The following is a 23,657-nucleotide window of genomic DNA, read 5'->3' on the forward strand; positions in this document are numbered from 1 at the left end:
CCTTCTTCCGCTTCGGGCTTCGAGACCCCTACATTGTCGCCCCGACCTGCCAGGGTACGAATTCGTTGTCGCCATAGCCCAGGGCTTCCGACTTGGTGGGTTCGCCCGAGGCGACGCGCAGCATGAGATCGAAAATCTGCTGCCCCTTGGCCTCAATGGACACGCCCTCGACGATGTCGCCGCAATTGATGTCCATGTCGTCGGTCATGCGGCCATACATGTCCGAATTGGTGGCGAGCTTGATCGAGGGCACGGGCTTGCAGCCATAGGCCGAGCCGCGGCCGGTGGTGAAGGCCAGAATATTGGCGCCGCCGGCCACTTGCCCGGTCGCCGAGACCGGATCGAAGCCGGGCGTGTCCATGAAGACGAAGCCCTTTTCGGTGACCTTCTCGGCATATTCATAAACCGCGGTCAGCGGCGTCGTGCCGCCCTTGGCCGCCGCGCCCAGCGACTTTTCGAGAATGGTGGTCAGCCCGCCCAGCTTGTTGCCGGGGGAGGGGTTGTTGTTCATCTCGCCATGGTTGCGGGCGGTGTAGTCTTCCCACCAATGAATGCGGTCGATCAGCTTTTCGCCGACCTCCCGCGATACTGCGCGGCGGGTCAGCAGGTGCTCGGCACCGTAGATTTCTGGCGTTTCGCTCAGGATCGCCGTGCCGCCATTGCGCACCAGGATATCGGCGGCATAGCCGAGCGCGGGATTGGCGGTAATGCCCGAATAGCCGTCCGAGCCACCGCATTGCAGTGCCAGCGTCAATTCGGATGCGTCGATGGTCTCGCGCCGGGCCTTGGCGGCCACCGGCAGCATTTCCTTCATGCGCTCGATACCCCATTCGATGATCTTCTTGGTGCCGCCCGATTCCTGGATGGTCATGGTCTGGAACGTGTCGCTCTCGACAATCCCGTACATCTCCTTCATCCGGCCGATCTGGAATACTTCGCAGCCCAGCCCCACGAGCATTGCTGCGCCCAGATTGGGGTTGGACGTATAGCCCCATTGTGTGCGCTTCAAAATATCGAAGCCCTCGCCCCGGCTTTCCATGCCGCAGCCCGTGCCATGGACGAACGGTACGACGCCGTCGATCTCGGGATAATCGTCCAAAATACCCGAGCGGTTAATGCCCTCGGCGATGAATTTGGCGACCGTGGCCGAACAATTGACCGAGGTCAGGATGCCCACATAATTGCGGGTGCCCACACTGCCATTGGCGCGGCGATAGCCCTCGAACGTGGCGCGCTGGCCCACCGGGATCATCTGGGGCGCGATGGCGCCTTCGGCAAAGGCATAATCATGTTTGAGGCTGCCATCGGCGCCGCCCATGCCGCAATTATGTTCATGCACCCAATCGCCGGGCGGAATGGCTTCCTTGGCAAAGCCGATGATCTGCCCGAACTTGACGATAGCCTCGCCGGCACGGATCCCCTGGGTGGCAAATTTATGCCCCTTGGGCACGCGGCGCTTGATGGTGACGCCCTGCGGCGTGTCGCTGCCAACCTCCAGATTGGCAAGCGCCACGGCAATATTGTCGGCCGGGTTCAACACCAGCGTACGGCTTTGGGGACGGGTCAGGGTTTCGGACATGAAGGGGCTTTCGGGGTCGGATCTCAACTGCGCTTTACCTGCATCCGTTTTGCCTCCAGATTGCGCGCAATCTTCAGCATTGGACGATTGTAAAACATCGCTTCTCTAACTAACATGTTAGCATGACATCGGCAGAAAGTCCCTACCATTTTCTTGCACGCCCGGCGGCGCTGACGCGCGGCAGCGTTACGCTGGACGTGACCAATGTGCTGCGCCACGCCATCGTCTCCTTGGCTTTGGCGCCGGGTGAAACCATCGACAAGTCGGCCATTTGCGAGCAATTGGGTGTGTCCCGCTTTCCCGTCAGCGAGGCGCTGGCGCGGCTGGCCGCCGAGGGCCTGGTCGATATCGCCCCGCAACGCGGCTCGACCGTCTCGTTGGTCAAAATCGCCGATGTCCGCGAATATATGCTGATCCGCAAGGCGCTGGAGAGCGAGGCATTGCGGGTGCTGATCGGCAATATCGACCACGACGTCATCACCGCGCTCCATGCCAATATGGCCGCCCAGCGCGATGCCGCGGCCCGCGACGATGCCGAAGCCTTTCACCAGATCGACATCGATTTCCACGACATCATCTTCCGCTCGATGCGGTTTACCAAGATCAAGGGCATTATCGATTCGGCGCGGGCTAACCTGGATCGCGCCCGGCGCCTGATCATCACGCCGCGCCGGCTGGCGCTGACCATTGCCGAGCACCAGGCCATTTTCGCCGGCATCCTGGCCGAGAACCAGGAGCAGGCCATCGCCGCCATCCGCGCCCATATCGATGCGGTCATGGTCGAACTCTTCGCCTTTGCGCGCGAACATCCCGAGCCCTTTGCCGACGGCAAGACGCTCGAAGAGGAGACGTTTCCATTCGGCTGATCACCCAGCCGGTGTCCAGGGAGGACATTTATGCTCAAGAATATTCCGCCGCTGCTCGGCCCCGATCTGCTGGGCATTCTGCGGGCCATGGGGCATGGCGATGAAATCGCCATTGTCGACGCCAATTACCCCGCCGATTCGGCGGGTCCGGTCCTGGTGCGGCTTGATGGCATTTCGGCCACCGACGTGCTCGACGCCGTGCTGACCGTCATGCCGCTCGACGACTTTGTTGATCAAGCCGCGATCTGCATGCAGGTCGTGGGCAATGAAGCCAAACGCGAGCCGGTGATGGACGCTTTCGAGGCCATCATCAAACAGCATGAGCCGGCCATGGGCCTCGGTTCGCTGGAACGCTTTGCCTTCTACGACCGGGTCAAGACCGGCTACGCCATCGTACAGACCGGGGAAAGCCGGCTTTACGGCAATATCATTCTCAAAAAGGGCATTATCCGCCCCAAGGGCTGAGCTGCTGCATTCCACTATTTCTGGAGAAACTGATCTATGAAACTGCTTCGTGTTGGCGCCAAGGGTGCCGAAAAGCCGGCAATCCTGGCCGAAGACGGCTCGATCCGTGACCTCTCGGGCATTGTCGGCGATATCGGCGGGGAGACGCTGACGCCCGAAGGCCTGGCCAAGATCCGCGCCACCGATATTGGCGTTTTGCCCAAGCTCGATGCCGGCCAGCGCATTGGCCCCTGCGTCGCCAATGTCGGCAAATTCATCTGCATCGGCCTCAATTATGCCGACCATGCCGCCGAAACCGGCGCGCCCATTCCGGCCGAGCCCATCATCTTCATGAAGGCCACCAGCGCCATTATCGGCCCCAATGACGATGTGATCATTCCCAAGAATGCCATCAAGCCGGATTGGGAAGTCGAGCTGGGCGTCATCATCGGCAAGGAGGCCCGCTATGTCGATGAGGCCGACGCGCTCGACCACGTCGCCGGCTATTGCGTGGTCAATGATGTGTCCGAACGCCATTTCCAGACTGAACGCGGCGGCACCTGGGACAAGGGCAAGGGCAGCGACACCTTCGGGCCGATCGGCCCCTGGCTGGTGACGCGCGATGAGGTAGCCGATCCCCAGCAATTGGGCATGTGGCTCGATGTCGATGGCCACCGCTACCAGAACGGCTCGACCAGGACGATGATCTTCGGCGTGGCCAATGTGGTCGCCTATGTCAGCCAGTTCATGAGCCTGCAGCCCGGCGACATCATCTCCACCGGCACCCCCCCCGGCGTCGGCATGGGCATCAAGCCGAACCCGGTCTGGCTCAAGCCCGGCAATGTGATGCGGCTGGGCATCGAGGGCCTGGGCGAGCAGCAGCAGAATGTGAAGGCTTATGGGGCTTAGCAGCCCATAGGCAAATCCCCCGCGCTCACGAAAGGCTGGCTCTTTCTTCCTTCTCCCCTCGTGGGAGAAGGTGCCCGAAGGGCGGATGAGGGGTCTCTTTCTTCTGTATCAAAGCAATGGGCGAGCGCAGAACCCCTCACCCTGTCATTTCTGCTGAACGCAGAAATGCTGCCCCTCTCCCTCAAGGGGAGAGGGGAGGAAGGGCTACGCCGGCCTTTTCGCCACCAGATCGATCTCCACCAGCGCGCCGACCGCCAGCGCCGTCACCCCCACTGTGGTGCGCGCCGGCAATTTGCCTGGCTCGAAAAAGCCGGGCCACAATGCATTGAGGGCGTCATAGTCGCGTTCAAATTCGGTGAGATAAATCCGGGCCATGGTCACATGTTCGAGCCCCAGCCCAATGCCCGCCAATACCACCTTAAGGTTCTCCACCACGCGCCTCGTCTGCGCCTCGATCCCTTCCACCAAGGGCGCATCGGGGGCCGCCGGGTCGGTGGGCATCTGGCCGGTCACGAAGACCCAGCCATCGACCTCGACCGCATGGGAAAACGGGGCCACCGGGCGCGGCCCGGATGCCACCATGTGATAAATCGGCTCACTCATTGCATAACTCCAGTGTGATCATGCTTGAGCCTGGTTGCCGTACCGGCCATAAGTCAATCTCCGGCGGGCGCTTCGCACCGCTCTATCAGTGTTGCGGGGCAAGCAGTCCATGTTCGAGTTCTTCCACACGATCTCGCTCTATCTCGAGACTTTCCTCGATGCTATTTCCGGCAATTTCTGGCTGACCTTCTGGTTCATTTTCGGCGTTGCCATCGGCGAGGCCGTGTTCATCCTGGGCCTCTTCGTGCCCTCCACCCCGGTTCTGCTGATGGCGGGCGGCATTATTGCCGAGGGCCGGCTACCGTTCTGGGAAGTGTATTTTGCCGCGGTGATCGGCGCCATCATTGGCGACGCCATCTCCTATACGATCGGCCATTTTCTCAAGGACAAGATCAAGACCATCTGGCCCTTCCGCAACCATGTCGACCTGATCGCGCGCGGCGAGGTCTTCTTTGCCAAGCATGGCGGCAAGGCGGTGTTTATCGGCCGCTTCATTCCCGGCGTCAAAGCGGTGATCCCCGGCGTCGCCGGCATTATGGGCATGCCCTATGGCCATTTCACCATCATCAACGTGACCTCGGCCTTTGTCTGGGCCGCCGCCCATATCCTGCCCGGCATGCTGCTGACGGCGTGGCTCAAATCCATTGGCCTGTCGCTCGAACTGGTCATCGTGGTGGGCGCGCTGGTGCTGACGGTGCTGTTCCTGGGGCTGCATTATCACCGCCGTATCCTGCTGTTCTTTGCCCCCTGGATGGGGGGCCTGGGCCGCTCGATCCGCGCCCGCTGGGGCAATTCCGACGCGGTCCATTGAGCTTGAGCGGGACAGTCCCCACATTCGGTGGCAACAGGAGTGCAAATGATGAGCGAAGCCGAACTGCCCGTGCAGCGCGAAGATGGCCCCACCCGGGGGCGCTATGTCATCCATCTGGCGCCGGGCTATGACGCCGAAATGACCTTCCGCAAGGAAGCCAATGGTACGATCATCATCGACCATACCGGCGTGCCGCCCGAATATGAGGGGCGTGGCATTGCCGCCAGGCTGGTCAAGCGGGCCATCGAAGACGCGCGCGAGCAGGGCTTCAAGATCACCCCGGTCTGCTCCTATGTCGTCGCCCAGTTCCGCCGCCACCCCGAATGGGCTGATCTGCGGGCCTAACTGCCGTAGCGCACCACATCCTGGTTGCCGGCCTTGAACGCCTCCAGTTGCTCCCAGGGAATGGTGACGGTCGGCGCGCCATAGGCATAGGGCGCGATTTCATACTGGTTGAACTGGATCACCAGCCCGTAATCATCCTCAAAGCTCCAGCGGGCCGGTTCGATGATCATGGCCTCCAGGTCCGCATCGTCCGGCAGCTGCAGCCAATCGCCATGCTCGGCTTCCAGCCCGGTTTTGGCCAGCGCCAGCAGCGCCTTTTCCCAGCCCTCGCCTGCAAAGACATCGCTGGCTGCCAGCGCCCGGTGTTCGGGCACGAAATAATGCAGATAGCTGGTCGCGCCATTGCCATGCGCGGCGCCATGACCAAACCAATAGGTGTTGGTTTCCAGCGTAATGCGCGAATTGAGTACCTGCTTGATCACGGCGGTATCGACCGAATCGCTGCTGGCTTCGCTATCGTCTTCGGGATTGACGGGAGCCAGTGCCAGCCAGGCCTGCTTGATGAAGCCATTGAAGTTTTCGGCCATGGCGTCGTCGTGATCGAGCAGGGGATAGCTCACCTCGTGGCTCGCCACCTTCCAATATGAATCGGGATTTTCCGCCTCGTTGGGGTCCGGCATGGCCCGGTATTGCGAGGCGACATAGAAACGGTGCCCGCCAATCATCCGGCTGGCTTCCAGCACCGCGCTGCGCGCCTTGAACTTTTCCAACAGGCACGCCACCCCGTCATCGTCGTAAGCGCCCTCGGTCAGTGGCGTCGCATTGTCGGTGCACACCCTCTGGGCATAATCGAGCCAGACCCGCTGGCCCGCCCGCATCGCCTCGGTGCCTTCCTTGGTCAGCCCGCCAATGGCGGTCGCAAAAGTCTTGGCCAGCACGTCATCGGCCGCCGACAGTTCGGGGCGGTCGCAGATGGCGTGCTCGAAGGGGGTGGAGGCATTGGTGCAATCAAAACTGGCCGCTGCCGCCGGCAGGATCACCACGCCCGGTGCGGCCAGGCCCCCCAGCATTGCCAATGCGCTCAATAGTTTGATCGTTTTGCTCATCTCGTCCTCCGCAAGCGCATCGCCCGGCTGTTTGTTGCAGCTTTTGCGTCTGAGATCACCCCCTTCAGGCAGCAATATGGCCGCAGGGCGTCCGGCAATGAACCTGATGGCCGCTGCTCGCGTTGTGGCGGCATGATGCAGAGGAGGATTGGATGAACCCGCTCGAAACCAAGGTGCGCCGCTTGTTCGACCGCTATGGCCAGCGCAGCGACAATGCCCTGCAGAACCCGCCCATCGAGGATAGCGGGGGCCATGCCGCCGCCTTTGCTGAATATTTCGTCGGCTCGAGCCCCCAGGGCGTGTTCGGCGGCCCCAATGACAATGAATTCCGCAAGAAAATCCCGGAGGGCTTCGCCCATTACCGCAAGGTCGGCGGCAAGCACATGACGGTCAAGGGCCTCAAGGTGACCCCGCTGGACGAATTGCACGCCATCGCCGATGTCGATTGGGATTTTGCCTATACCAACAAGGAAGGCAAAAGCGGTCACGTCACCTTCACCAATTTTTACTTCATCACCATAGCGTCAGGCGAACCCAAGATTTTTGCCTATGTGACCCCTGACGAAGAGGGGGCGATGAAGGAGCATGGACTGGTTTGAGGGCTTCTACCCCGCCAGAAACCCCTGCGCCGCCCGCAATTCTTCCTGCCGCAATTCATGCCCGCCGGCGTGCCACACCAAATCCGTCTTTGCGCCATGGGCGGTGAAATAATCGCCCAGCGCCTCTGTCATCGGCACCGATGCCATGGGATCGCGCTGGCCTGCCGTGATCAGCACCTGGCGTCCGCCAAAATCCGCCGCCGGCGGGGTAAACGGGATCAGCGGATGCATCAGGATGGTTGCATCGAACAGTTCCGGGGCGGCAAATTGCACCGCGGCCAGGATATTGGCGCCATTGGAATAGCCCAGCCCAACCACCCTCGAGGGCTTGCCCTCATTGCGCCGCGCCGTGACGAAGTCGACCATTTGCCGGGTCCGTAGCGCCAGGTCGGCCATGTCATAGACGCCCTCGCCGGTGCGCTTGAAATAGCGTAGCGCGCCATGCTCGCTGACATCGCCGCGCGGCGCGATGAGGCGCGCGCCCGGGAGCAATTGCCCGCCAAGGTCGAAAAACTGGTTCTCGTCCCCGCCCGTGCCATGCAGCAGCACGAACAGTGGCGAGGTGGCATCGGCGCCTTTGCCTTCGCGATAGTGATACTCGGCCATGGCCTGTCTCCTAATGTCTTGGCTCCGATATCGGGGAAGGTGCACCCAGACACAATCGGGCTTGCACGTCACGCACTGTTGCCCAATGGGAAACGATGCTCGCGTTGCGCGTCGCTGCGTTCCATGCACTATACGGCCATGTTCCTATCGATTTTCGACGTCTTCAAGATCGGCATCGGGCCATCGAGTTCCCACACAATGGGGCCGATGAGTGCCGCGAGGCGCTTTCTCGATGAACTCAAGCACAATGACCGGCCCCGGCCCGCCAATGCCCGCGCTGCCGCGCTGACGGCAAGCCTGCATGGCTCGCTCGCCTATACCGGCATCGGCCATGGCAGCGGCCGCGCGGTCATTCTGGGGCTTTGCGGGGAGGATCCCAAAACCGTCGATCCCGATACGATGGATGCCATCATCGCCGGGGTCGAAAGCTCCGGCATGGTACATCCACCGGGCCATTTGCCCCTTCGCTTCCGCCCCGCAGTCGATCTGGTATTCGACAAGCGCAACGCGCTGCCCGGCCATCCCAATGGGCTGCAATTTGCCGCCTATGACACAGACGGGCAATTGCTGCTGCGCCGCGCCTATTTCTCCATCGGCGGGGGCTTTGTGGTGAGCGCCGAGGAACTGGAGGCGCTCAAGCATGCGTCGCCCGCCCAGGCCGACGTGCCCTATCCCTTTGCTCATGCCAAGGACATGCTCGCCATGGCCGCCGCATCGGGCCTGTCCATCGCCGCCATGAAACGTGCCAATGAGGAAGCCACCACCAAACGCCTGGCGCTCGACCGCGGCATCGATGAGATCTGGGGGGTAATGAGTTCGTGCATCGATCGGGGCCTGGCCCAGGACGGCATCATGCCGGGCGGGCTCAACGTCAAGCGCCGCGCCCGCTCCATATTCCTGCAGCTCGAAGCGCAATGGCAGCGCAATGAACTGACCCCGCTGATGGCCAATGACTGGCTCAGCCTTTACGCCATGGCGGTCAATGAGGAGAATGCCGGCGGCGGCCGCGTCGTCACCGCGCCTACCAATGGCGCGGCCGGGGTGATCCCCGCCGTGATGCGCTATTTCCTCAAGTTCAACGCTGCCGCCAGCTCGCAGGACGTGCGCGACTATCTGCTGACCGCCGCCGCCATTGGCGGCATCATCAAGCATAATGCCTCGATTTCGGGCGCCGAAGTGGGCTGCCAGGGCGAAGTCGGCTCCGCCTCGGCCATGGCCGCTGCCGGCCTATGCGCCATTATGGGCGGCACACCGGCCCAGGTCGAAAACGCCGCCGAAATCGCGCTCGAGCACCATCTGGGCATGACCTGCGACCCCGTCGCGGGCCTGGTGCAAATCCCCTGCATCGAACGCAACGCCTTCGGCGCCGTCAAGGCTGTCACCGCCGCCTCCCTCGCCCTCAAGGGCGACGGTACCCATGCCGTGCCGCTCGACGCCTGTATCGAAACCATGCGGCAGACCGGGCTGGATATGTCCGAGCGGTACAAGGAAACCAGCCTGGCGGGGCTGGCGGTGAATGTGGTGGCTTGCTGAGGGGCTACTAGACCGGCCCATAGCCGGGATAGCCGCTAACTCCAATTCGCCCGAGCGACATCGCCCTCGGTCAGCTGCTGATACACTGCCCGCGACACGGTTTTCATTTCAGCCTCGGGCAGGGTGCCCACCACCGTGCAGGTGATACGGGCATTGGCCCAGTAAAAGGCTTCGGCGCCGTCCTGGCTGGCGAATTGATAGGCGGGGGCACGGTCAGGCAGGGCGGCGGTGACATAGACCGTAATGCGCTGCTTGGCGGCGTTTTCATACATCAGCTGGGCGGCGCGGCCACCGCGGCTGGGTTCGCCCGGCAAGAGGCGTCCGCCCACCAGCGTAAAGCCTTCGGACGTAAGGTCGGGCATGCCCAGATTGGTGTCGAGGCGGTTGGAGAGCCAGCTCGAGAGGTGCTCGCTATCGCTGCCGGGGACTTCGACGGCGTGGCGGTTTTCGGCGACGAACACGGTATGGGCATTGACCGCGTCGGCGATCAGATATTGGCTCGATGGTTCGGCATCGAATAGCGGCCGGGCAAACCAGCCGGCGCCCAGCCCCAGGCCGACCAGCACCACGGCAGCTGCGGCCCAGCCAAAGGTATTGGCGCGGCGGCGGCCCAACTCAGCCGCAATGCGGCGGGGCCGCAGGCGGGCAGGCACGGGTTCGGCGCCGGCGGGGCCAAACAGGGTGCGCAGGGCATCGGACTGGCGCTGCCAGGCCACGATCTCGGCGGCGATCTCGGGATTGGCGGCCAGGTGCGCTTCCACCGCAGCGCGCTCGTCCTGGGGCAATTGCCCGTCGGCAAAGGCCATCAATCTGTCGCTGGTGAACTCGCTCATTTGACCGTCCTCAGATGCGGCTCGGCCGGATTGCCGGTGGCCAGCCGCAGCGCCGCGCGGGCGCGGCCCAGCCGGGACATCAGCGTGCCGAGCGGAATCTTCAATATGCCGGCGGCCTCGGCATAGGGGAGGCCCTCCAATGCAACCAAGAGAATGGCTTCCTTCTGTTCGAGCGGCAGGGTTTCGATGGCGCGGGCCATTTCAGCCAGCGCGATATGGCCGGGCTGGGGTGCAGGCGTGCCCGGCTCGGCAATGGCATCCATGGCGAGGAACGTGCCGTGGCGGGCTGTGGCGCGCAGGCTATTGCGATAGAGATTGACCAGGATAGTAAACAGCCAGGCGCGGACCTCGCCCCTTGGGGCAAACAGGCCGCGCCTGGAAATGGCGCGTTCCAGGCAATCCTGCACCAGATCATCGGCCAGATCGATATTGCGCGTCAGCGCCCGGGCGTAACGCCTCAGGGCCGGCACGCAGGCTTCGATCTGGTCGAGAACATCTTGCAAGGCCGGGATTCCAGAACCTTATTCGACGGCAAGATGCCAGACGCCACCGACGCCGTCACCGGTAATGTCGCCGGCCTTCATGTCATCTTTCCAGTAATAGAGCGGCCAGCCCTTATAGGCCCACATCTTGGAGCCATCGGTGCGGTCGACAATGGTGAACTCGCCTTCCGCCATCGCCGCGTCATCAGCCATCAGCGGGGGCCAGTTGATGGCGCATTGCTCATAGCAATTGGTGACGCCGGGGGTGTCCTTGTCGAAGATATAGAGCGTCATCCCACCGGCGCCGGTCAGCACCATCTTGCCGCCGATATCGACGGATTTGACGGCGCCGCCGAGATAGTCTTCGGCAAAGGCGGGAGCAGCGAACAGGGCCAGCATGGCAGCGCCAGCCAGGATAGAACGAAGTTTCATCGTGTATTCCCTCCGAGTTGCGGGGCCCTTCCTAGTGGGCCCTCGATGCCAACAACACCGCTGGGCCCGGTTTAATCCGTGTGAAACGAAATATTTCTAGCGGCTGGACGAATACGGAGGGGCCGCACTGGTGACAGCGGCCGCAAAAATGATATTGGCTGGCTCCGCGCCAGCGGGGCGCCCGGTGCCAGGGAGGGCAAATCTATGTTCGTGGTGAGCGGCGAAAGCCTGATCGATCTGGTGTCGGAGCCGCGCGGGGCGGATGGCTCCATCATCATGCAGGCCCACCAGGGCGGCTCGCCCTATAATTGCGCCATCGCGCTGTCCAAGCTGGGCAATGACACGGGCTTTTTGTGCCCCATTTCCAAGGACGGATTCGGCTCCTATCTGCTGGAGCCGCTGGATGCCGCCGGGGTGACGCCCCTGCTCAAGGAGCGGGTGTTCGCGCCAACCACACTGGCGGTGGTGACGCTGGATGCCCAGCGCAAGGCGCAGTATGAATTTTACCGCAATGCCGACCACGCCTTTACCGAGGCCGGGTTGATCGCGGCGCTGCCGGAGGTGATCGAGGTCTACCAGACCGGCGGCTTCTGCCCGATCCTGCCCGAGGATGCCGCGATCTGGCTGCAGGTGATCAAGGCGGCGATTGCCAGGGGCGCGACGATCACCATCGACCCCAATGTGCGGCCATCGCTGGTCGAGGATTTCGAGGGCTACAAGCAGCGCCTCAGCCAATTCCTCGATCTGGCGCATCTGGTCAAGGTATCCGAGGAAGACCTGGCCGCACTCGATGCAAGCAAGAGCATCGAGCAGCATGCCGCCGACCTGCTCGCGCGGCCCAATTGCGAATTGGTGGTGGTGACGCTGGGCGAACAGGGCTCGCGCGCCTTTACCGCCTCCGGGCAGGCCCGCGCCGATATCTATTCGCCACCGGTCTTCGGCGACACGGTGGGCGCCGGCGATAGCCTGATGGCGGGGATTCTGACCTGGCTGCACGAGGCGGGCGATCTCAAGCCCGGCAAGCTCAAGGAGCTCGATAGCGCGGCTTTGGCGACCACGCTGCGTTTCGGAGCGGTGGTGGCCGGGCTCAATTGTGCCGAGCAAGGCTGCAAGCCGCCGACCCGGGCGCAGGTCGATGCGGTGCTGGGCGCATAGGGCAAGCGGGTGATCCCCAGAGTGCCGCACCTTTACGGCACCGTCATCACGCCCTACCTTTCGCAGTATCACCGGCATCACTATCGGGCGCTTGCCCTGGAGACCGAAATCTTGCCTCACGATATCGTCGGCCACGCCATTGTCTCCGCCGATGGCAAGATCGCCACGGCCGATGGCGCCATGCCGGCCGAATTGCGCAACGAGCTGGATTGGCAGCGCTTCCAGACCCATCTCGATCGGGCCAGCCTGGTGGTCGTCGGCCGCCCGGGCCATGAGCGCAATCCCAATCCCGGCCGCAAACGGCTCGTCGTGACCTCCACCGTCGCCGATCTGGCGCTCGATCCGGCCGACAAGCACGCCCATTTCTGGAACCCGGCGGGCCTCTCCTTCGATTCGGCGCTCACCGCCCTGGGCATTGCCGATGGCATGATCGCCATTACCGGGGTCTTTGATCTCTTCCGCGAGCGCTTCACCGCCTTCGATCTGGCCGAATCCAATGTCGTGCTGATCCGCGATGGCCAGCCCTGTTTCAGCACGGGCCATCCACGCCTGGTCTTGGCCGATTGCGGGCTATTCCCGGTCAGTTTTGAAACGCTCGATCCGGAGGCCAATGTCACCTTGACCCGCTGGCGGCGCCTGCCGGACAGTGATCTCCTATGATTTCCTATAGCTGGGTTGGAAATCTCCTATAGGACTTTGCTAAATCCGCTTGCAGCCAGTTTGGAATTATGCAAATGTGACCTTGTTAGGGCAGCACGACTGTCCTATCTGACGCGTCGCCCCGCTCTCCGCGGCCAGCGCGCACGCCGGTCCGGCTGGCCCGCTATGCATTAGCGGAAACGGATAGGCGGGGTTAAGATACGACCCGAATTGAGCGGCCATTTGGATGCAGCGCCGCTCCCCACGCATGGACGTATTTGCTCATCCGAGCCGTACTGTTGTACGACCCGCATAGACAACGCGCCCACCAGAGGACGAGACCGCATCCATAAGCCCCAACGGGCACCATCAGGATGCACACGACATAGCGACAGAGCCCGGTAACGGGCGCGATCAACAAGCGAGGAACAACGATATGGCACACGCGCGGAACGGACAGCTTACTGCGGTCACCACCAAAGCCACCAATCGCAAAACCTTGATTGAGCATGGTCGCCGCGTCACCGGTCGTCCCGAGGCCCAGGGTCTTTACGATCCGGCCAACGAACACGATGCCTGCGGCATCGGCATGATCGCCAATATCAAGAACAGACCCAGCCATGAAGTGGTGGAAAAGGGTCTCGAAATCCTCGAGAACCTGGAACATCGCGGCGCCGTGGGTGCCGATCCGCTGATGGGCGACGGCGCCGGCATCCTGGTGCAGACCCCGCACGGCTTCTTCAAGGAGGTGCTGGATTTCCCGCTTCCGGAAAAGCACCACTATGCCGTGGCCATGCTGTTCTATCCCAACATTGTTGCCCTGCGCGACAAGTGCGCCGAGGCCGTGCGGGGCGTACTGGCCCGCGAGGGCCTGACGCTGCTCGGCGAACGCGTCGTTCCCACCGACAATTCCAAGCTCAGCGAAGGCGTCATCGCCACCCAGCCGATCATCGAGCAGATGGTGATCGCCCGTCCGGCCGGCCTGACGCTGGACGAGTTCGAGCGCAAGCTCCTGATCGTGCGCAAGGTGATTTCCAACACCGTCTATGCCGCCATTCCCGAAAGCGATGGCGACAATGGCTTCTATGTCGTGTCCATGTCGGCGCGCACGCTGGTCTATAAGGGCATGTTCCTGGCCTACCAGCTCAAGGCCTTCTTCCCGGACCTTTCCGACGAGCGCTTTGAATCCGCCATTGCCCTGGTGCACCAGCGCTTTTCGACCAACACTTTCCCAAGCTGGAAGCTGGCCCATCCCTATCGCATGACCACCCATAATGGTGAAATCAACACCATAAGGGGCAATGTGAACTGGATGGCCGCCCGCCAGGCCTCGGTGTCTTCGCCCCTGTTCGGCGACGACATCACCAAGATCTGGCCGATCTCTTACGAAGGCCAGTCCGACACGGCCTGCTTCGACAACGCGCTCGAATTCCTCGTGCGCGGCGGCTATAGCCTGCCCCACGCGGCCATGATGCTGATCCCCGAAGCCTGGGCCGGCAACCCGCTGATGGACGATACGCGGCGCGCTTTCTATGAATATCATGCCGCCCTGATGGAGCCATGGGACGGCCCCGCCGCCATGTCGCTATCGGACGGCCGCTATGTCGTGGCAACGCTGGACCGGAACGGGCTGCGTCCCGCGCGCTACCTTGTCACCAAGGAAGGCCATGTCGTTCTGGCGTCCGAATCCGGCGTGCTGGACATCCCGGATGAGGACATTGTCGAACGCTGGCGCCTGCAGCCGGGCCGCATGCTGCTGCTTGATCTCGAGGAAGGGCGCATCATCTCGGATGAAGAGATCAAGCGCACCCTTGCCACCAAGAACCCCTATGCCGAATGGCTCGCCCGCAGCCAGATCGTGCTCGAAGACCTGCCCGAGACCGAGCCCAAGGCTCCGGTCACGTCAGAAAGCCTGCTCGATCGCATGCAGGCCTTTGGCTATACCCAGGAAGACATCAAGCTGTTGATGGCCCCCATGGCCACCACCGGCCAGGAAGCCGTCGGCTCCATGGGCACCGATACGCCCATTTCGGCGCTGAGCGACAAGTCAAAGCTGCTCTACACCTATTTCAAGCAGAACTTCGCCCAGGTCACCAATCCGCCCATCGATCCGATCCGCGAAGAATCGGTGATGAGCCTCGTCAGCTTCATCGGTCCGCGGCCCAATATTTTTGACCTGGAAGGCGTTTCCCATCAGAAGCGGCTCGAAGTGCGGCAGCCCATTCTGACCAATGAGGATCTCGAAAAGATCCGCGCCATTGGCGACATGGACACCAACCAGTTCAAGACCAAGACCGTCGACATCACCTATCCCGCCGATATGGGCGCGGTGGGCATGGAAGCGGCCATCAACGCCATTTGCGAAAAGGCCGAGGCTGCCATTGCCGGCGAGTACAACATCATCGTGCTCTCCGATCGCCTCGTCGCGTCCGACCGCATCGCCATTCCCGCGCTGCTGGCAACGGCCGCCGTGCATCACCACCTGATCCGCAAAGGGTTGCGCACCTCCTCAGGCCTGGTCGTCGAAACCGGCGAAGCCCGCGAAATGCACCATTTCGCCATGCTGGCCGGCTATGGCGCCGAAGCCATCAACCCGTACCTGGCCTTTGAAGCGCTTGCCGCCCTCCAGGCCGAGGGCGAATTCCCGGCCGAGGTCGATGCTTCCGAAGTGGTCTATCGCTACATCAAGAGTGTGGGTAAGGGCCTGCTCAAGGTCATGTCCAAGATGGGCATTTCCACCTACCAGTCCTATTGCGGCGCGCAGATTTTCGACGCGGTCGGCCTCAAGTCCGATTTCGTCAAGCGCTTCTTCTTCGGCACCGCCACCACGATTGAAGGCGTTGGCCTCAGCGAAGTGGCCGAAGAAACCGTGCGCCGGCATCGCGACGCCTTTGGCGACGATGTGGTGCTGCGCAAGGCGCTCGATGTGGGCGGGGAATATATGTACCGCATCCGCGGCGAAAAGCATGCCTGGAGCCCCGACGTCGTCGCGGACCTGCAGCACGCCGTCCGCACCAAGGATGAAAGCCCCGAAACCGCGCAGGATCGCTACAACAGCTTTGCCGAACGGGTGAACACCGGCGAAAACGGCTATCTGGCCATTCGCAACCTGTTCGACATCAAGCCGCTCGGCGCCCCGGTGCCGCTCGAAGAGGTCGAGCCGGCGGTCGATATCGTCAAGCGCTTTGTCACCGGCGCCATGAGTTTCGGCTCGATTTCGCGCGAAGCCCACACCACCCTCGCCCAGGCGATGAACCGCATTGGCGGCAAGTCGAACACCGGCGAAGGCGGCGAGGAGCCCGACCGTTACAAGCCGCTGCCCGATGGCTCGAGCAACCCGCTCCGTTCGGCCATCAAGCAGATCGCCTCGGGCCGTTTCGGCGTCACCGCCGAATATCTGGTCAATGCCGATGCCCTTCAGATCAAGGTCGCGCAGGGCGCCAAGCCCGGCGAAGGCGGCCAATTGCCCGGCCACAAGGTCGATTGGATCGTCGCCAAGACGCGCCATTCGACCCCCGGCGTGGGCCTGATCAGCCCGCCGCCGCATCACGATATCTATTCCATCGAAGATCTCGCCCAGCTCATTTACGATCTCAAGAACGTCAATGAGCAGGCCGATATCTCGGTCAAGCTGGTCTCCGAAGTCGGCGTCGGCACGGTTGCCGCCGGCGTCGCCAAGGCGCGCGCCGATCACATCACCGTCTCCGGCTATGATGGCGGCACTGGCGCTTCGCCCCTGACCTCGCTCAAGCATGCCGGCGGGCCGTGGGAAATTGGCCTGGCTGAAACCCACCAGACCCTGGTGCTGAACCGGTTGCGCAGCCGCGTCGTCCTCCAGGTCGATGGTGGCCTCAAGACCGGCCGCGACGTGCTGATCGGCGCCCTGCTTGGCGCCGACGAATTCGGCTTCTCGACCGCGCCGCTGATTGCCGCAGGCTGCATCATGATGCGCAAGTGCCACCTCAACACCTGCCCGGTTGGCGTCGCCACCCAGGACCCGGTGCTGCGCAAGCGCTTCAAGGGCACGCCCGAGCATGTCATCAACTACTTCTTCTTCATCGCCGAGGAATTGCGTGGCCTGTTGGCCGGGCTGGGCGCCCGTACCCTGAACGACTTGGTCGGCCGTTCCGACCTGCTCGATCAGAAGCGCCTCAAGGACCATTGGAAGAGCGAAGGCGTCGATTTCACCAAGCTGTTCTACAAGCCCGAGCCCATTGGCGGGGACACGCTCTATCACTCCGAACTCCAGAACCACCATCTGGAAGCCGTGCTCGATCGCAAGCTGATCGAGCTGGCCCAGCCGGCTCTGGACAATGGTACCCCCGTGCAGATCGAGCTGCCCATCCGCAGCCGCGACCGCTCGGCCGGCGCCATGCTGTCGGGCGCGCTGGCCCGCAAGTATGGTCATGAAGGCCTGCCGGACGACACCATCTCGATCAAGCTGACCGGCACGGCCGGCCAGGCTTTCGGCGCCTTCCTCGCCCGTGGCATTTCCATCGACATGGTGGGCGACGCCAATGACTATGTCGGCAAGGGTCTGAGCGGCGGCCGCATCGTCGTGCGCCCTTCCGACAAGGCCACGTTCGTCCCCGAAAAGTCGATCATTGTCGGCAATACCGTGCTCTATGGCGCCATTGCGGGGGAATGCTACTTCCGTGGCGTCGCCGGCGAACGCTTCGCCGTGCGCAACTCGGGCGCCGTCGCGGTTGTCGAAGGCACCGGCGATCATGGCTGCGAATACATGACCGGCGGCGTTGTCGTCGTCATCGGCCAGACCGGCCGTAACTTTGCCGCCGGCATGAGTGGTGGCGTGGCCTATGTGCTCGACGAGGACGAGACCTTCCGTGACCGGTGTAACCTGGCCATGGTCGATCTTGAGCCCGTGCCTGAGGAAGAAAACCTCATGCAGAAGCTCCACCATCATGGGGGAGATCTCGAATGGCATGGCCGCGTCGACATTTCGGGCGACATGACCCGTCATGACGACGAGCGCCTGCACCAGCTCATCTCCAACCACCTGCACTATACCGGCTCGACCCGCGCCAAGTTCATCCTCGACAACTGGGTCGAGATGCGCCCCAAATTCGTCAAGGTGATGCCGGTCGAATACCGCCGCGCCATCCGCGAAATGGAAAAAAAGCGCGCCAGCGGCGGCCTGGGCATGGCGGCAGCGGAATAGCATCGGTGATGAAGGTCTATGGCGACCTTGGGTCGGGCAACTGCCTCAAGGTCAAGTATATCGCCGACGCCATCGGCATGCCCTATACTTGGCAAGATGTCAGCGTTGGCACTGGAGCCACGACGACGCCGGAATTTCTTGCCCTCAATCCGGCCGGTCAGATGCCCGTCGTCGTTTTCGACGATGGCCGGGTGCTGGCCCAGTCCAATGCCATTCTACGCTATCTGGCCCATGGCAGCCGCTTCCTGCCCGGCGATACATTCACCGCGGCCAAGGTCGACGAATGGCTGTTCTGGGAACAATATAGCCACGAGCCCTATGTGGCCGTGGCACGGGCCCATGTCGTGTATCGCGGCGGCAGCTTTGCCGATCGCGATCCCAGGACCGTGGAGCGCGGGGAAGCTGCGCTCGACCGGCTCGAACAGGCTCTGGCCAAATCGCCCTTCCTTGTGGGCGAAGCGATGACGATAGCCGACATCGCGCTTCTGGCTTATACCCGCCTCTCACCCGAGGGCGGCTTTGAATTGGGCACGCGGCCGGCGGTTAGGCGCTGGATCGCGGCATGTGAACAAGAACTCGGCCTGCCGGCGCTCGGTAGCGCGGCAACGCATTAGGGGTAAAGACCATGGGTAAGGTAACAGGCTTTCTCGAGATCGAGCGCGAAGAGCCCCGGTACGAACCGGCTTCCGACCGCATCCGCCATTTCGGTGAGTTCACCGTCCCAATGTCGGAAGGCCGCGTGGTCGACCAGGCCGCCCGCTGCATGGATTGCGGTATTCCCTTCTGCCATGGCGATACCGGCTGCCCGGTCAACAACCAGATCCCGGACTGGAATGACCTCGTCTATAACGGCGATTGGGAAGAGGCGGCGCGCAACCTGCACTCGACCAATAATTTCCCCGAATTCACCGGCCGCATCTGCCCCGCCCCGTGCGAGGAAGCCTGCACGCTCAATCTCGAAGATACCCCCGTCGCCATCAAGACGGTGGAACAAGCCATTGCCGACCGCGCCATCCGCTCGGGCTGGGTCAAGCCGCAGCTGCCCAGGGCCAAGACCGGCAAGTCGGTCGCCATTGTCGGCTCCGGTCCCGCAGGGCTCGCCGCAGCCCAGCAGCTCGCCCGCGCCGGTCACGATGTTCATGTCTATGAACGCGAGCCCAAGGCCGGCGGCCTGATGCGCTATGGCATTCCAGACTTCAAGATGGAGAAGGACCATATCGACTTCCGCGTCAGCCAAATGGAAGCCGAGGGTGTCACTTTCCACTATGGTGTCAATGTCGGGGTTAACAGCCCGCTAACCGATTTGCAGCAAAGGCACGACGCGGTGCTGCTCGCCGGTGGCTCGGAAAAGCCGCGCGATGTCGATGCCGAAGGCACCCATTTCAATGGCGTGCACTTCGCCATGCCCTTCCTCGTGCAACAGAATCGCCGCCTTGGCGGCGAGGATGTGAGCGAAGAAATCCAGCTCACGGCAGCGGGCAAGCATGTCGTCGTGGTCGGTGGCGGCGATACCGCAAGTGACTGTGTTGGCACGTCTTTTCGCCAGGGCGCCATCGCCGTGACCCAGCTCGACGTGCGGCCACAGCCGCCTGAGCTCGAGAACAAATTGACCAATTGGCCCAATTGGGCGGTCAAGATGCGCACCTCGTCCAGCCAGGCCGAAGGCGCCATCCGCGAATTTGCCGCCGGCACGATGAAGATTATCGGCAATGCCAAGGGCCAGGTTACCGGTGTCGAATGCGCCCGCGTCGACCGCAAGCGCCAACCCATTGCGGGAACTGAGTTTATTATCAAGGCGGACCTGGTCCTGCTGGCCATCGGCTTCGCCCATCCGATCCACGAAGGCATGCTGACCGAGCTCGGCGCCCAGCTCGACAAGCGCGGCAATCTCTTTGCGGACACGCTGAGCTACAAGACCACCGTGCCCAAGGTCTACGCCGCCGGCGACATGCGCCGCGGCCAATCCCTCGTCGTCTGGGCCATCCGCGAAGGCCGCCAGGCCGCCCGCTCCATCGACTATGACCTGATGGGCAAGACGGATCTGCCGCGCTAAGAAATAACGGGGCAGCCAAGGCTGCCCCATTCCGCTAATATTCTGTAATTGTTATGTTTTAGCGGCCACTGGCATTCTCGATCCGATTTGCAGCGGGGTCGATTCCCACTCCGAATGCATCCGCCCGCCCGATCGGCGCCGCCACCAATTCGTCCAGCGTAAAGGCCGGTGCAGCAGGTGCACCAGCGGCCGTCAGCAGTTCCCCGGCTCGCTGCGGCGCGCGGCTCAACGGGATCACTGCCCCGGCCACTTCGAGCAACCGGATTTGGCCAAGCCCTTGATAAGGCGGGCGTAACATCGCCGCAGCGTCGGTCCCCAATAGCGGATCGCCCACCGCCACGCTCACCCCGCTGCCGCGGTAGAAGGTGCGGATGGTCTGGCTGAGATAAAACGCCAGCTTATCCGATCCAGCCGCCGAAAAATGGATACCGTCATCCTTGCGCATCAGCGCGTTCTGTCCGCTGACGTCGGGTCCATAGGACGAATATTTGCCGTCCTCGCCCAGAAATCTCTCATAGATATCAAGGAATTCGGCGCCGCCCGAGAAACTGGCCAGTTTCTGGATATTGCTGATCTGGGTCATCGCGGTGGAATAATCGCCCTTGGCCATGGGCGGCAATCCCACCCAGATCACCGGTTTGCGCGCCGCCCGCAACTGCCCCAGAAAATCTGCAATCCGCGCCTGATAGGCCGCGTTCCACGGCTCGCTTAGCGCCGCATAGGAGCCGATATCCTGCCGGTCATTGATCCCCATGATGACCACCGCCAGATCAAAGCTATCGGCCGCAATCTGTTCGCCAATTGCCTTGTCCCAATCGAAATAATCGGCCCGCACAAAGCCCGACGAGCCCACGCCCTGGCCGATCACCACCAGATTGGGGTCTTCCGTATAAAACCGTTCCAGCGCCTTGGCCAGGTCCACCGCCAGCGAATCTCCGAACACCGCCAATCGCGTAGCATCGGCGGCCTTCTCGATCTGCGGCTTGGGCGGAGGCAGGCTGGCCCGTGGCGCGGGCTGCGAACGCGGTTGCTGGCGGGGCTGTTGGCGCGGTTGCTCCACCGGCGCCTGCGGCTGGTCATCGCCGAACAGCAGGTCAAACAAAGTCCGCCGCCGCTGCTGCTGGGCGACCACCAGCGTCTCGTTCTGGGCAAAGGCTGGCGCCACGTCGATAAGGACGAGCAAAGCCACCATGATTGCCACAACAAGCCGCTTCATTTCAGTCCTATGCATCCTTTGCGCTGTTCTAGCAAAGCCGGGCGGCAAAACCACGCCTGTCGCCCCAATGTTACCGCGTCGCTGCCGCCAGCGCTTCATAGGAGGCCCGGGTGATAAAGCCATCGGCTACCTCGCCCCGTGCCGCCTGGAACCGGGCATAGGCCGCCTGGCTGATCGGCCCGATCCGCCCATCCACCGCCCCGCGATAGAGCCCCAGATCGATCAGCGCCTGCTGAATGGCTTTGCGCTGTGCCAGATTCGGAAAGGCCGTATCGCGCGGCCAATCCTGCACAAAGCTGCCGGCACCCTTGAGCCGGTCGGTCATATGGGCCACGCTCATGGCGTAGCTATCGGAGAAATTATAGCCCTTGAGCACCAGATAATTCCCCGTCATCAGGAATTTCGGGCCATCCTTGCCCGCCGGCACATAGAGGAACACCGGCGTGCGCATATCGGCGAAAGCCCGCCCATTGGCCCGCGTCACGCCCCGTTCGGCAAAGAACGAAAGCGGACGCAATTGCTCGCGGTCGGCCAGCAGATAATCGAACCCCGCCGGCAGCGCGACCTCAAAGCCCCAATCCACGCCAGGCTGATAGCCCAGATCGCGCAGGAACTTGGCTGACGTCGCCAGGGCATCGGCCAGCGAATTGTGCAGATCGATCCGCCCGTCGCCATCCCCGTCGGTGCCATGCGCCACCACATTGCTCGGATTGACCTGCAGATGCCCGATGGCACCCGCCCATGACCCGACCAAATGCGATGCATCGAGCGGCCCGCGTTGTACCAAGAGCAGCGCCCCGATCAGATCGGCCTCATCCTCCAGCAGCCGCGTCCGCCGTTGGTGCACCAGCGTTGCCAGTGACCGCACGATGGGGCGGATCAGGCCCGCATTGCCCAATACCGAGCCATAATCGGTCTCCATGCCCCAGATGGCGCCCAGCAGATAGGGATCGACCCCATAGCGCTGCCCGATGGCACTGAACAGGTCGGCATTGCGCGACAGCGCCGCCTTGCCCCGTTCGATCCGGCCGGAGGTCACCCTTCCGTCGATATAGTCCCACATCGGCGTGGTGAATTCGGGCTGGTTGGTGACCAGGTCCGGCACGCGCGGATCTGGCGTGAGGCCCATCATGACCGCATCATAGGTGGCCGCACCTACGCCCGCCGCCAGAGCCTTGGCGCGGAAATTGGCGATGAAGCTGTCAAAGCTCTCGACGGGTTGCGCCTGAACGGAGGTGACCAGAAGCAGCAGAAACAGCCCGATCAGGCGAACCATGCGCTTATCCCTACCTGTTTCTCACCATCAAGTGTCGTTCCCAATCATAGGCCGACTGCACGATCTCGTTGAGATCATCATGCTGGGGCACCCAGCCCAGCAGCGAGCGCACCTTCTCGCCAGTCGCGGTGATCGAGGCCGGATCGCCGGCACGGCGAGGGCCTTCCTCGGCCAGAAAGTCGACGCCTGACACGGATTTGACGGTATCGACCACCTGGCGCACCGAATAGCCCTGCCCATAGGCGCAATTGAGCGTCGTGCTGTCCCCGCTGCCGCGCAAATGCTTGAGCAGCAGGGCATGGGCTGCGATCAGGTCGGTGACATGGATATAGTCGCGCACGCAAGTGCCGTCCGGCGTTTCATAATCCGTGCCGAAAATATCCATCTTGGCCCGCTGCCCCAGCGCCGTCTGGCAGGCAACCTTGATCAAATGCGTCGCCAGCGGCGTCGATTGCCCGCTGCGCTTGCCGGGATCGGCGCCCGCCACGTTGAAATAGCGCAGCACGCCATAGGTGATTGGATGCGCCGCCGCCACGTCGGAGAGCATCCATTCGGTCATGAGCTTGGAGCGGCCATAGGGCGACATCGGGTTGAGCGGGGTGGTTTCCACCACCGGCGCCAGCCCGGTCATGCCATAGACGGCGGCGGTCGAGGAGAAAATGAAATGCTTGACCCCGCCCTTGACTGCCGCTTCGATCAGATTGCGAGAAGTGGCAGTATTATTGCCGTAATATTTTAGCGGATCGGCAACCGATTCAGGGACCACAATGGAGCCGGCAAAATGCACGATCTCGGTGATCTTGTGGGTTTCGATCAGCTTCAGCACAAAATCGATATCGCCGGCATTGCCCTGGACGAATCTGGCGCGTCCATCGATCGCCCAGTCAAACCCGGTGACCAGATTGTCCAGCACAACCACGTCTTCCCCGGCGTCGGTGAGGTTGAGCACCATATGGCTGCCGATATAGCCAGCCCCGCCAGTAACCAGTACCGTCATACCGTAACTCCTGTCTTGAGAACGCAATTTTGCCCTGATGATATACTGCATGTC

General features: G+C 62.5%; 22 protein-coding genes. 12 read left to right on the top strand and 10 right to left on the bottom strand.

Features of this window, described 5'->3' with window-relative positions:
* Positions 1-28: 28 nt before the first annotated feature.
* Positions 29-1,579 (bottom strand): altronate dehydratase family protein, encoded by a 1,551-nt coding sequence (locus tag FF80_RS18890; RefSeq protein WP_035103178.1) that lies wholly within the window; start codon positions 1,577-1,579, stop codon positions 29-31.
* A gap of 122 nt (positions 1,580-1,701) precedes the next feature.
* On the opposite strand from FF80_RS18890, the gene FF80_RS18895 reads away from it, so the two are divergent.
* Genes FF80_RS18895 through FF80_RS18905 form a run of 3 tightly spaced genes read left to right on the top strand, consistent with a single transcriptional unit; the run spans position 1,702 to position 3,798 of the window.
* Positions 1,702-2,445 (top strand): GntR family transcriptional regulator, encoded by a 744-nt coding sequence (locus FF80_RS18895; RefSeq protein WP_052153764.1) that lies wholly within the window; start codon positions 1,702-1,704, stop codon positions 2,443-2,445.
* Between the two features lie 30 nt (positions 2,446-2,475).
* On the top strand, positions 2,476-2,910 hold the full coding sequence (locus tag FF80_RS18900; RefSeq protein ID WP_035103180.1) for an RbsD/FucU domain-containing protein: 435 nt from the start codon (positions 2,476-2,478) through the stop codon (positions 2,908-2,910).
* 36 nt (positions 2,911-2,946) lie between these two features.
* Entirely contained in the window at positions 2,947-3,798 is an 852-nt protein-coding gene (locus tag FF80_RS18905) for a fumarylacetoacetate hydrolase family protein (RefSeq protein WP_035103181.1), read from the top strand.
* 204 nt (positions 3,799-4,002) lie between these two features.
* Here the strand turns inward: FF80_RS18905 and FF80_RS18910 are convergent, their stop codons facing one another.
* Entirely contained in the window at positions 4,003-4,401 is a 399-nt protein-coding gene (locus FF80_RS18910; RefSeq protein ID WP_035103184.1) for a RidA family protein, read from the bottom strand.
* Between the two features lie 109 nt (positions 4,402-4,510).
* Between FF80_RS18910 and FF80_RS21185 the strand changes: the two genes are divergently transcribed.
* Together FF80_RS21185 and FF80_RS18920 are read left to right on the top strand one after the other, a co-directional pair.
* Positions 4,511-5,212 carry a DedA family protein gene (locus tag FF80_RS21185; protein ID WP_052153765.1) on the top strand — a complete coding sequence of 234 codons (702 nt, stop codon included), beginning with the start codon at positions 4,511-4,513 and terminating at the stop codon, positions 5,210-5,212.
* A 48-nt stretch (positions 5,213-5,260) separates the two neighbouring features.
* The gene (locus tag FF80_RS18920; RefSeq protein WP_035103273.1) at positions 5,261-5,557 is read left to right on the top strand and encodes a GNAT family N-acetyltransferase; all 297 of its coding nucleotides are present in this window, start codon (positions 5,261-5,263) and stop codon (positions 5,555-5,557) included.
* Here the strand turns inward: FF80_RS18920 and FF80_RS18925 are convergent.
* The gene (locus FF80_RS18925; protein ID WP_035103186.1) at positions 5,554-6,603 is read right to left on the bottom strand and encodes a DUF3298 domain-containing protein; all 1,050 of its coding nucleotides are present in this window, start codon (positions 6,601-6,603) and stop codon (positions 5,554-5,556) included. The two genes, FF80_RS18920 and FF80_RS18925, sit on opposite strands and share 4 nt — an antisense overlap.
* 152 nt (positions 6,604-6,755) lie before the next feature.
* Between FF80_RS18925 and FF80_RS18930 the strand changes: the two genes are divergently transcribed.
* Positions 6,756-7,202 carry a hypothetical protein gene (locus FF80_RS18930; protein ID WP_035103189.1) on the top strand — a complete coding sequence of 149 codons (447 nt, stop codon included), beginning with the start codon at positions 6,756-6,758 and terminating at the stop codon, positions 7,200-7,202.
* A gap of 6 nt (positions 7,203-7,208) precedes the next feature.
* Here the strand turns inward: FF80_RS18930 and FF80_RS18935 are convergent, their stop codons facing one another.
* Positions 7,209-7,808, bottom strand: a complete 600-nt coding sequence (locus tag FF80_RS18935; protein ID WP_035103190.1) for an alpha/beta hydrolase — start codon at positions 7,806-7,808, stop codon at positions 7,209-7,211.
* A gap of 138 nt (positions 7,809-7,946) precedes the next feature.
* Here FF80_RS18935 and FF80_RS18940 point away from each other — a divergent pair, with 138 nt between their 5' ends.
* Positions 7,947-9,341 carry an L-serine ammonia-lyase gene (locus FF80_RS18940; protein WP_035103274.1) on the top strand — a complete coding sequence of 465 codons (1,395 nt, stop codon included), beginning with the start codon at positions 7,947-7,949 and terminating at the stop codon, positions 9,339-9,341.
* 35 nt (positions 9,342-9,376) lie between these two features.
* Here the strand turns inward: FF80_RS18940 and FF80_RS18945 are convergent, their stop codons facing one another.
* Genes FF80_RS18945 through FF80_RS18955 form a run of 3 tightly spaced genes read right to left on the bottom strand, consistent with a single transcriptional unit; the run spans position 9,377 to position 11,088 of the window.
* Positions 9,377-10,174 (bottom strand): anti-sigma factor, encoded by a 798-nt coding sequence (locus FF80_RS18945; RefSeq protein WP_035103191.1) that lies wholly within the window; start codon positions 10,172-10,174, stop codon positions 9,377-9,379.
* On the bottom strand, positions 10,171-10,677 hold the full coding sequence (locus FF80_RS18950) for a sigma-70 family RNA polymerase sigma factor (protein ID WP_035103193.1): 507 nt from the start codon (positions 10,675-10,677) through the stop codon (positions 10,171-10,173). Before FF80_RS18950 ends, FF80_RS18945 begins: the two co-directional genes overlap by 4 nt.
* A gap of 18 nt (positions 10,678-10,695) precedes the next feature.
* Positions 10,696-11,088, bottom strand: a complete 393-nt coding sequence (locus tag FF80_RS18955; RefSeq protein WP_035103196.1) for a lipoprotein — start codon at positions 11,086-11,088, stop codon at positions 10,696-10,698.
* Positions 11,089-11,292: 204 nt separating this feature from the next.
* On the opposite strand from FF80_RS18955, the gene FF80_RS18960 reads away from it, so the two are divergent.
* The 5 genes from FF80_RS18960 (at position 11,293) to FF80_RS18980 (ending at position 20,114) form a co-directional block, all read left to right on the top strand.
* The gene (locus FF80_RS18960) at positions 11,293-12,243 is read left to right on the top strand and encodes a carbohydrate kinase (protein ID WP_035103197.1); all 951 of its coding nucleotides are present in this window, start codon (positions 11,293-11,295) and stop codon (positions 12,241-12,243) included.
* 21 nt (positions 12,244-12,264) lie between these two features.
* A complete protein-coding gene (locus tag FF80_RS18965) occupies positions 12,265-12,903 on the top strand; it encodes a hypothetical protein (protein ID WP_052153766.1) in 639 nt (212 codons plus the stop codon).
* A 415-nt stretch (positions 12,904-13,318) separates the two neighbouring features.
* Positions 13,319-18,061: a glutamate synthase large subunit gene (gene gltB / locus FF80_RS18970; protein ID WP_035103199.1), complete on the top strand. Its 4,743-nt coding sequence runs from the start codon at positions 13,319-13,321 to the stop codon at positions 18,059-18,061.
* A gap of 8 nt (positions 18,062-18,069) precedes the next feature.
* A complete protein-coding gene (locus tag FF80_RS18975) occupies positions 18,070-18,675 on the top strand; it encodes a glutathione S-transferase family protein (RefSeq protein ID WP_035103202.1) in 606 nt (201 codons plus the stop codon).
* An 11-nt stretch (positions 18,676-18,686) separates the two neighbouring features.
* On the top strand, positions 18,687-20,114 hold the full coding sequence (locus FF80_RS18980) for a glutamate synthase subunit beta (protein WP_035103204.1): 1,428 nt from the start codon (positions 18,687-18,689) through the stop codon (positions 20,112-20,114).
* A 58-nt stretch (positions 20,115-20,172) separates the two neighbouring features.
* Here the strand turns inward: FF80_RS18980 and FF80_RS18985 are convergent, their stop codons facing one another.
* The 3 genes from FF80_RS18985 to galE all read right to left on the bottom strand — a co-directional run bounded on the left by FF80_RS18985 (position 20,173) and on the right by galE (position 23,603).
* Positions 20,173-21,330, bottom strand: coding sequence for a DUF459 domain-containing protein (locus tag FF80_RS18985; RefSeq protein WP_035103206.1), 1,158 nt, complete (start codon positions 21,328-21,330; stop codon positions 20,173-20,175).
* 70 nt (positions 21,331-21,400) lie between these two features.
* Entirely contained in the window at positions 21,401-22,606 is a 1,206-nt protein-coding gene (locus FF80_RS18990; protein ID WP_052153768.1) for a lytic murein transglycosylase, read from the bottom strand.
* A 10-nt stretch (positions 22,607-22,616) separates the two neighbouring features.
* Entirely contained in the window at positions 22,617-23,603 is a 987-nt protein-coding gene (gene galE, locus FF80_RS18995; RefSeq protein WP_035103207.1) for a UDP-glucose 4-epimerase GalE, read from the bottom strand.
* Positions 23,604-23,657: the final 54 nt, after the last annotated feature.

It is taken from the genome of Devosia sp. LC5 (assembly GCF_000735585.1).
GTDB lineage: Bacteria > Pseudomonadota > Alphaproteobacteria > Rhizobiales > Devosiaceae > Devosia.

Excerpts from the sequence above, each read along its gene's own strand:
- FF80_RS18890 (WP_035103178.1), bottom strand. The coding sequence starts at position 1,579 with ATGTCCGAAACCCTGACCCGTCCCCAAAGCCGTACGCTGGTGTTGAAC.
- FF80_RS18895 (WP_052153764.1), top strand. The coding sequence starts at position 1,702 with ATGACATCGGCAGAAAGTCCCTACCATTTTCTTGCACGCCCGGCGGCG.
- FF80_RS18900 (WP_035103180.1), top strand. The coding sequence starts at position 2,476 with ATGCTCAAGAATATTCCGCCGCTGCTCGGCCCCGATCTGCTGGGCATT.
- FF80_RS18905 (WP_035103181.1), top strand. The coding sequence starts at position 2,947 with ATGAAACTGCTTCGTGTTGGCGCCAAGGGTGCCGAAAAGCCGGCAATC.
- FF80_RS18910 (WP_035103184.1), bottom strand. The coding sequence starts at position 4,401 with ATGAGTGAGCCGATTTATCACATGGTGGCATCCGGGCCGCGCCCGGTG.
- FF80_RS21185 (WP_052153765.1), top strand. The coding sequence starts at position 4,511 with ATGTTCGAGTTCTTCCACACGATCTCGCTCTATCTCGAGACTTTCCTC.
- FF80_RS18920 (WP_035103273.1), top strand. The coding sequence starts at position 5,261 with ATGAGCGAAGCCGAACTGCCCGTGCAGCGCGAAGATGGCCCCACCCGG.
- FF80_RS18925 (WP_035103186.1), bottom strand. The coding sequence starts at position 6,603 with ATGAGCAAAACGATCAAACTATTGAGCGCATTGGCAATGCTGGGGGGC.
- FF80_RS18930 (WP_035103189.1), top strand. The coding sequence starts at position 6,756 with ATGAACCCGCTCGAAACCAAGGTGCGCCGCTTGTTCGACCGCTATGGC.
- FF80_RS18935 (WP_035103190.1), bottom strand. The coding sequence starts at position 7,808 with ATGGCCGAGTATCACTATCGCGAAGGCAAAGGCGCCGATGCCACCTCG.
- FF80_RS18940 (WP_035103274.1), top strand. The coding sequence starts at position 7,947 with ATGTTCCTATCGATTTTCGACGTCTTCAAGATCGGCATCGGGCCATCG.
- FF80_RS18945 (WP_035103191.1), bottom strand. The coding sequence starts at position 10,174 with ATGAGCGAGTTCACCAGCGACAGATTGATGGCCTTTGCCGACGGGCAA.
- FF80_RS18955 (WP_035103196.1), bottom strand. The coding sequence starts at position 11,088 with ATGAAACTTCGTTCTATCCTGGCTGGCGCTGCCATGCTGGCCCTGTTC.
- FF80_RS18960 (WP_035103197.1), top strand. The coding sequence starts at position 11,293 with ATGTTCGTGGTGAGCGGCGAAAGCCTGATCGATCTGGTGTCGGAGCCG.
- gltB (WP_035103199.1), top strand. The coding sequence starts at position 13,319 with ATGGCACACGCGCGGAACGGACAGCTTACTGCGGTCACCACCAAAGCC.
- FF80_RS18975 (WP_035103202.1), top strand. The coding sequence starts at position 18,070 with ATGAAGGTCTATGGCGACCTTGGGTCGGGCAACTGCCTCAAGGTCAAG.
- FF80_RS18980 (WP_035103204.1), top strand. The coding sequence starts at position 18,687 with ATGGGTAAGGTAACAGGCTTTCTCGAGATCGAGCGCGAAGAGCCCCGG.
- FF80_RS18985 (WP_035103206.1), bottom strand. The coding sequence starts at position 21,330 with ATGAAGCGGCTTGTTGTGGCAATCATGGTGGCTTTGCTCGTCCTTATC.
- FF80_RS18990 (WP_052153768.1), bottom strand. The coding sequence starts at position 22,606 with ATGGTTCGCCTGATCGGGCTGTTTCTGCTGCTTCTGGTCACCTCCGTT.
- galE (WP_035103207.1), bottom strand. The coding sequence starts at position 23,603 with ATGACGGTACTGGTTACTGGCGGGGCTGGCTATATCGGCAGCCATATG.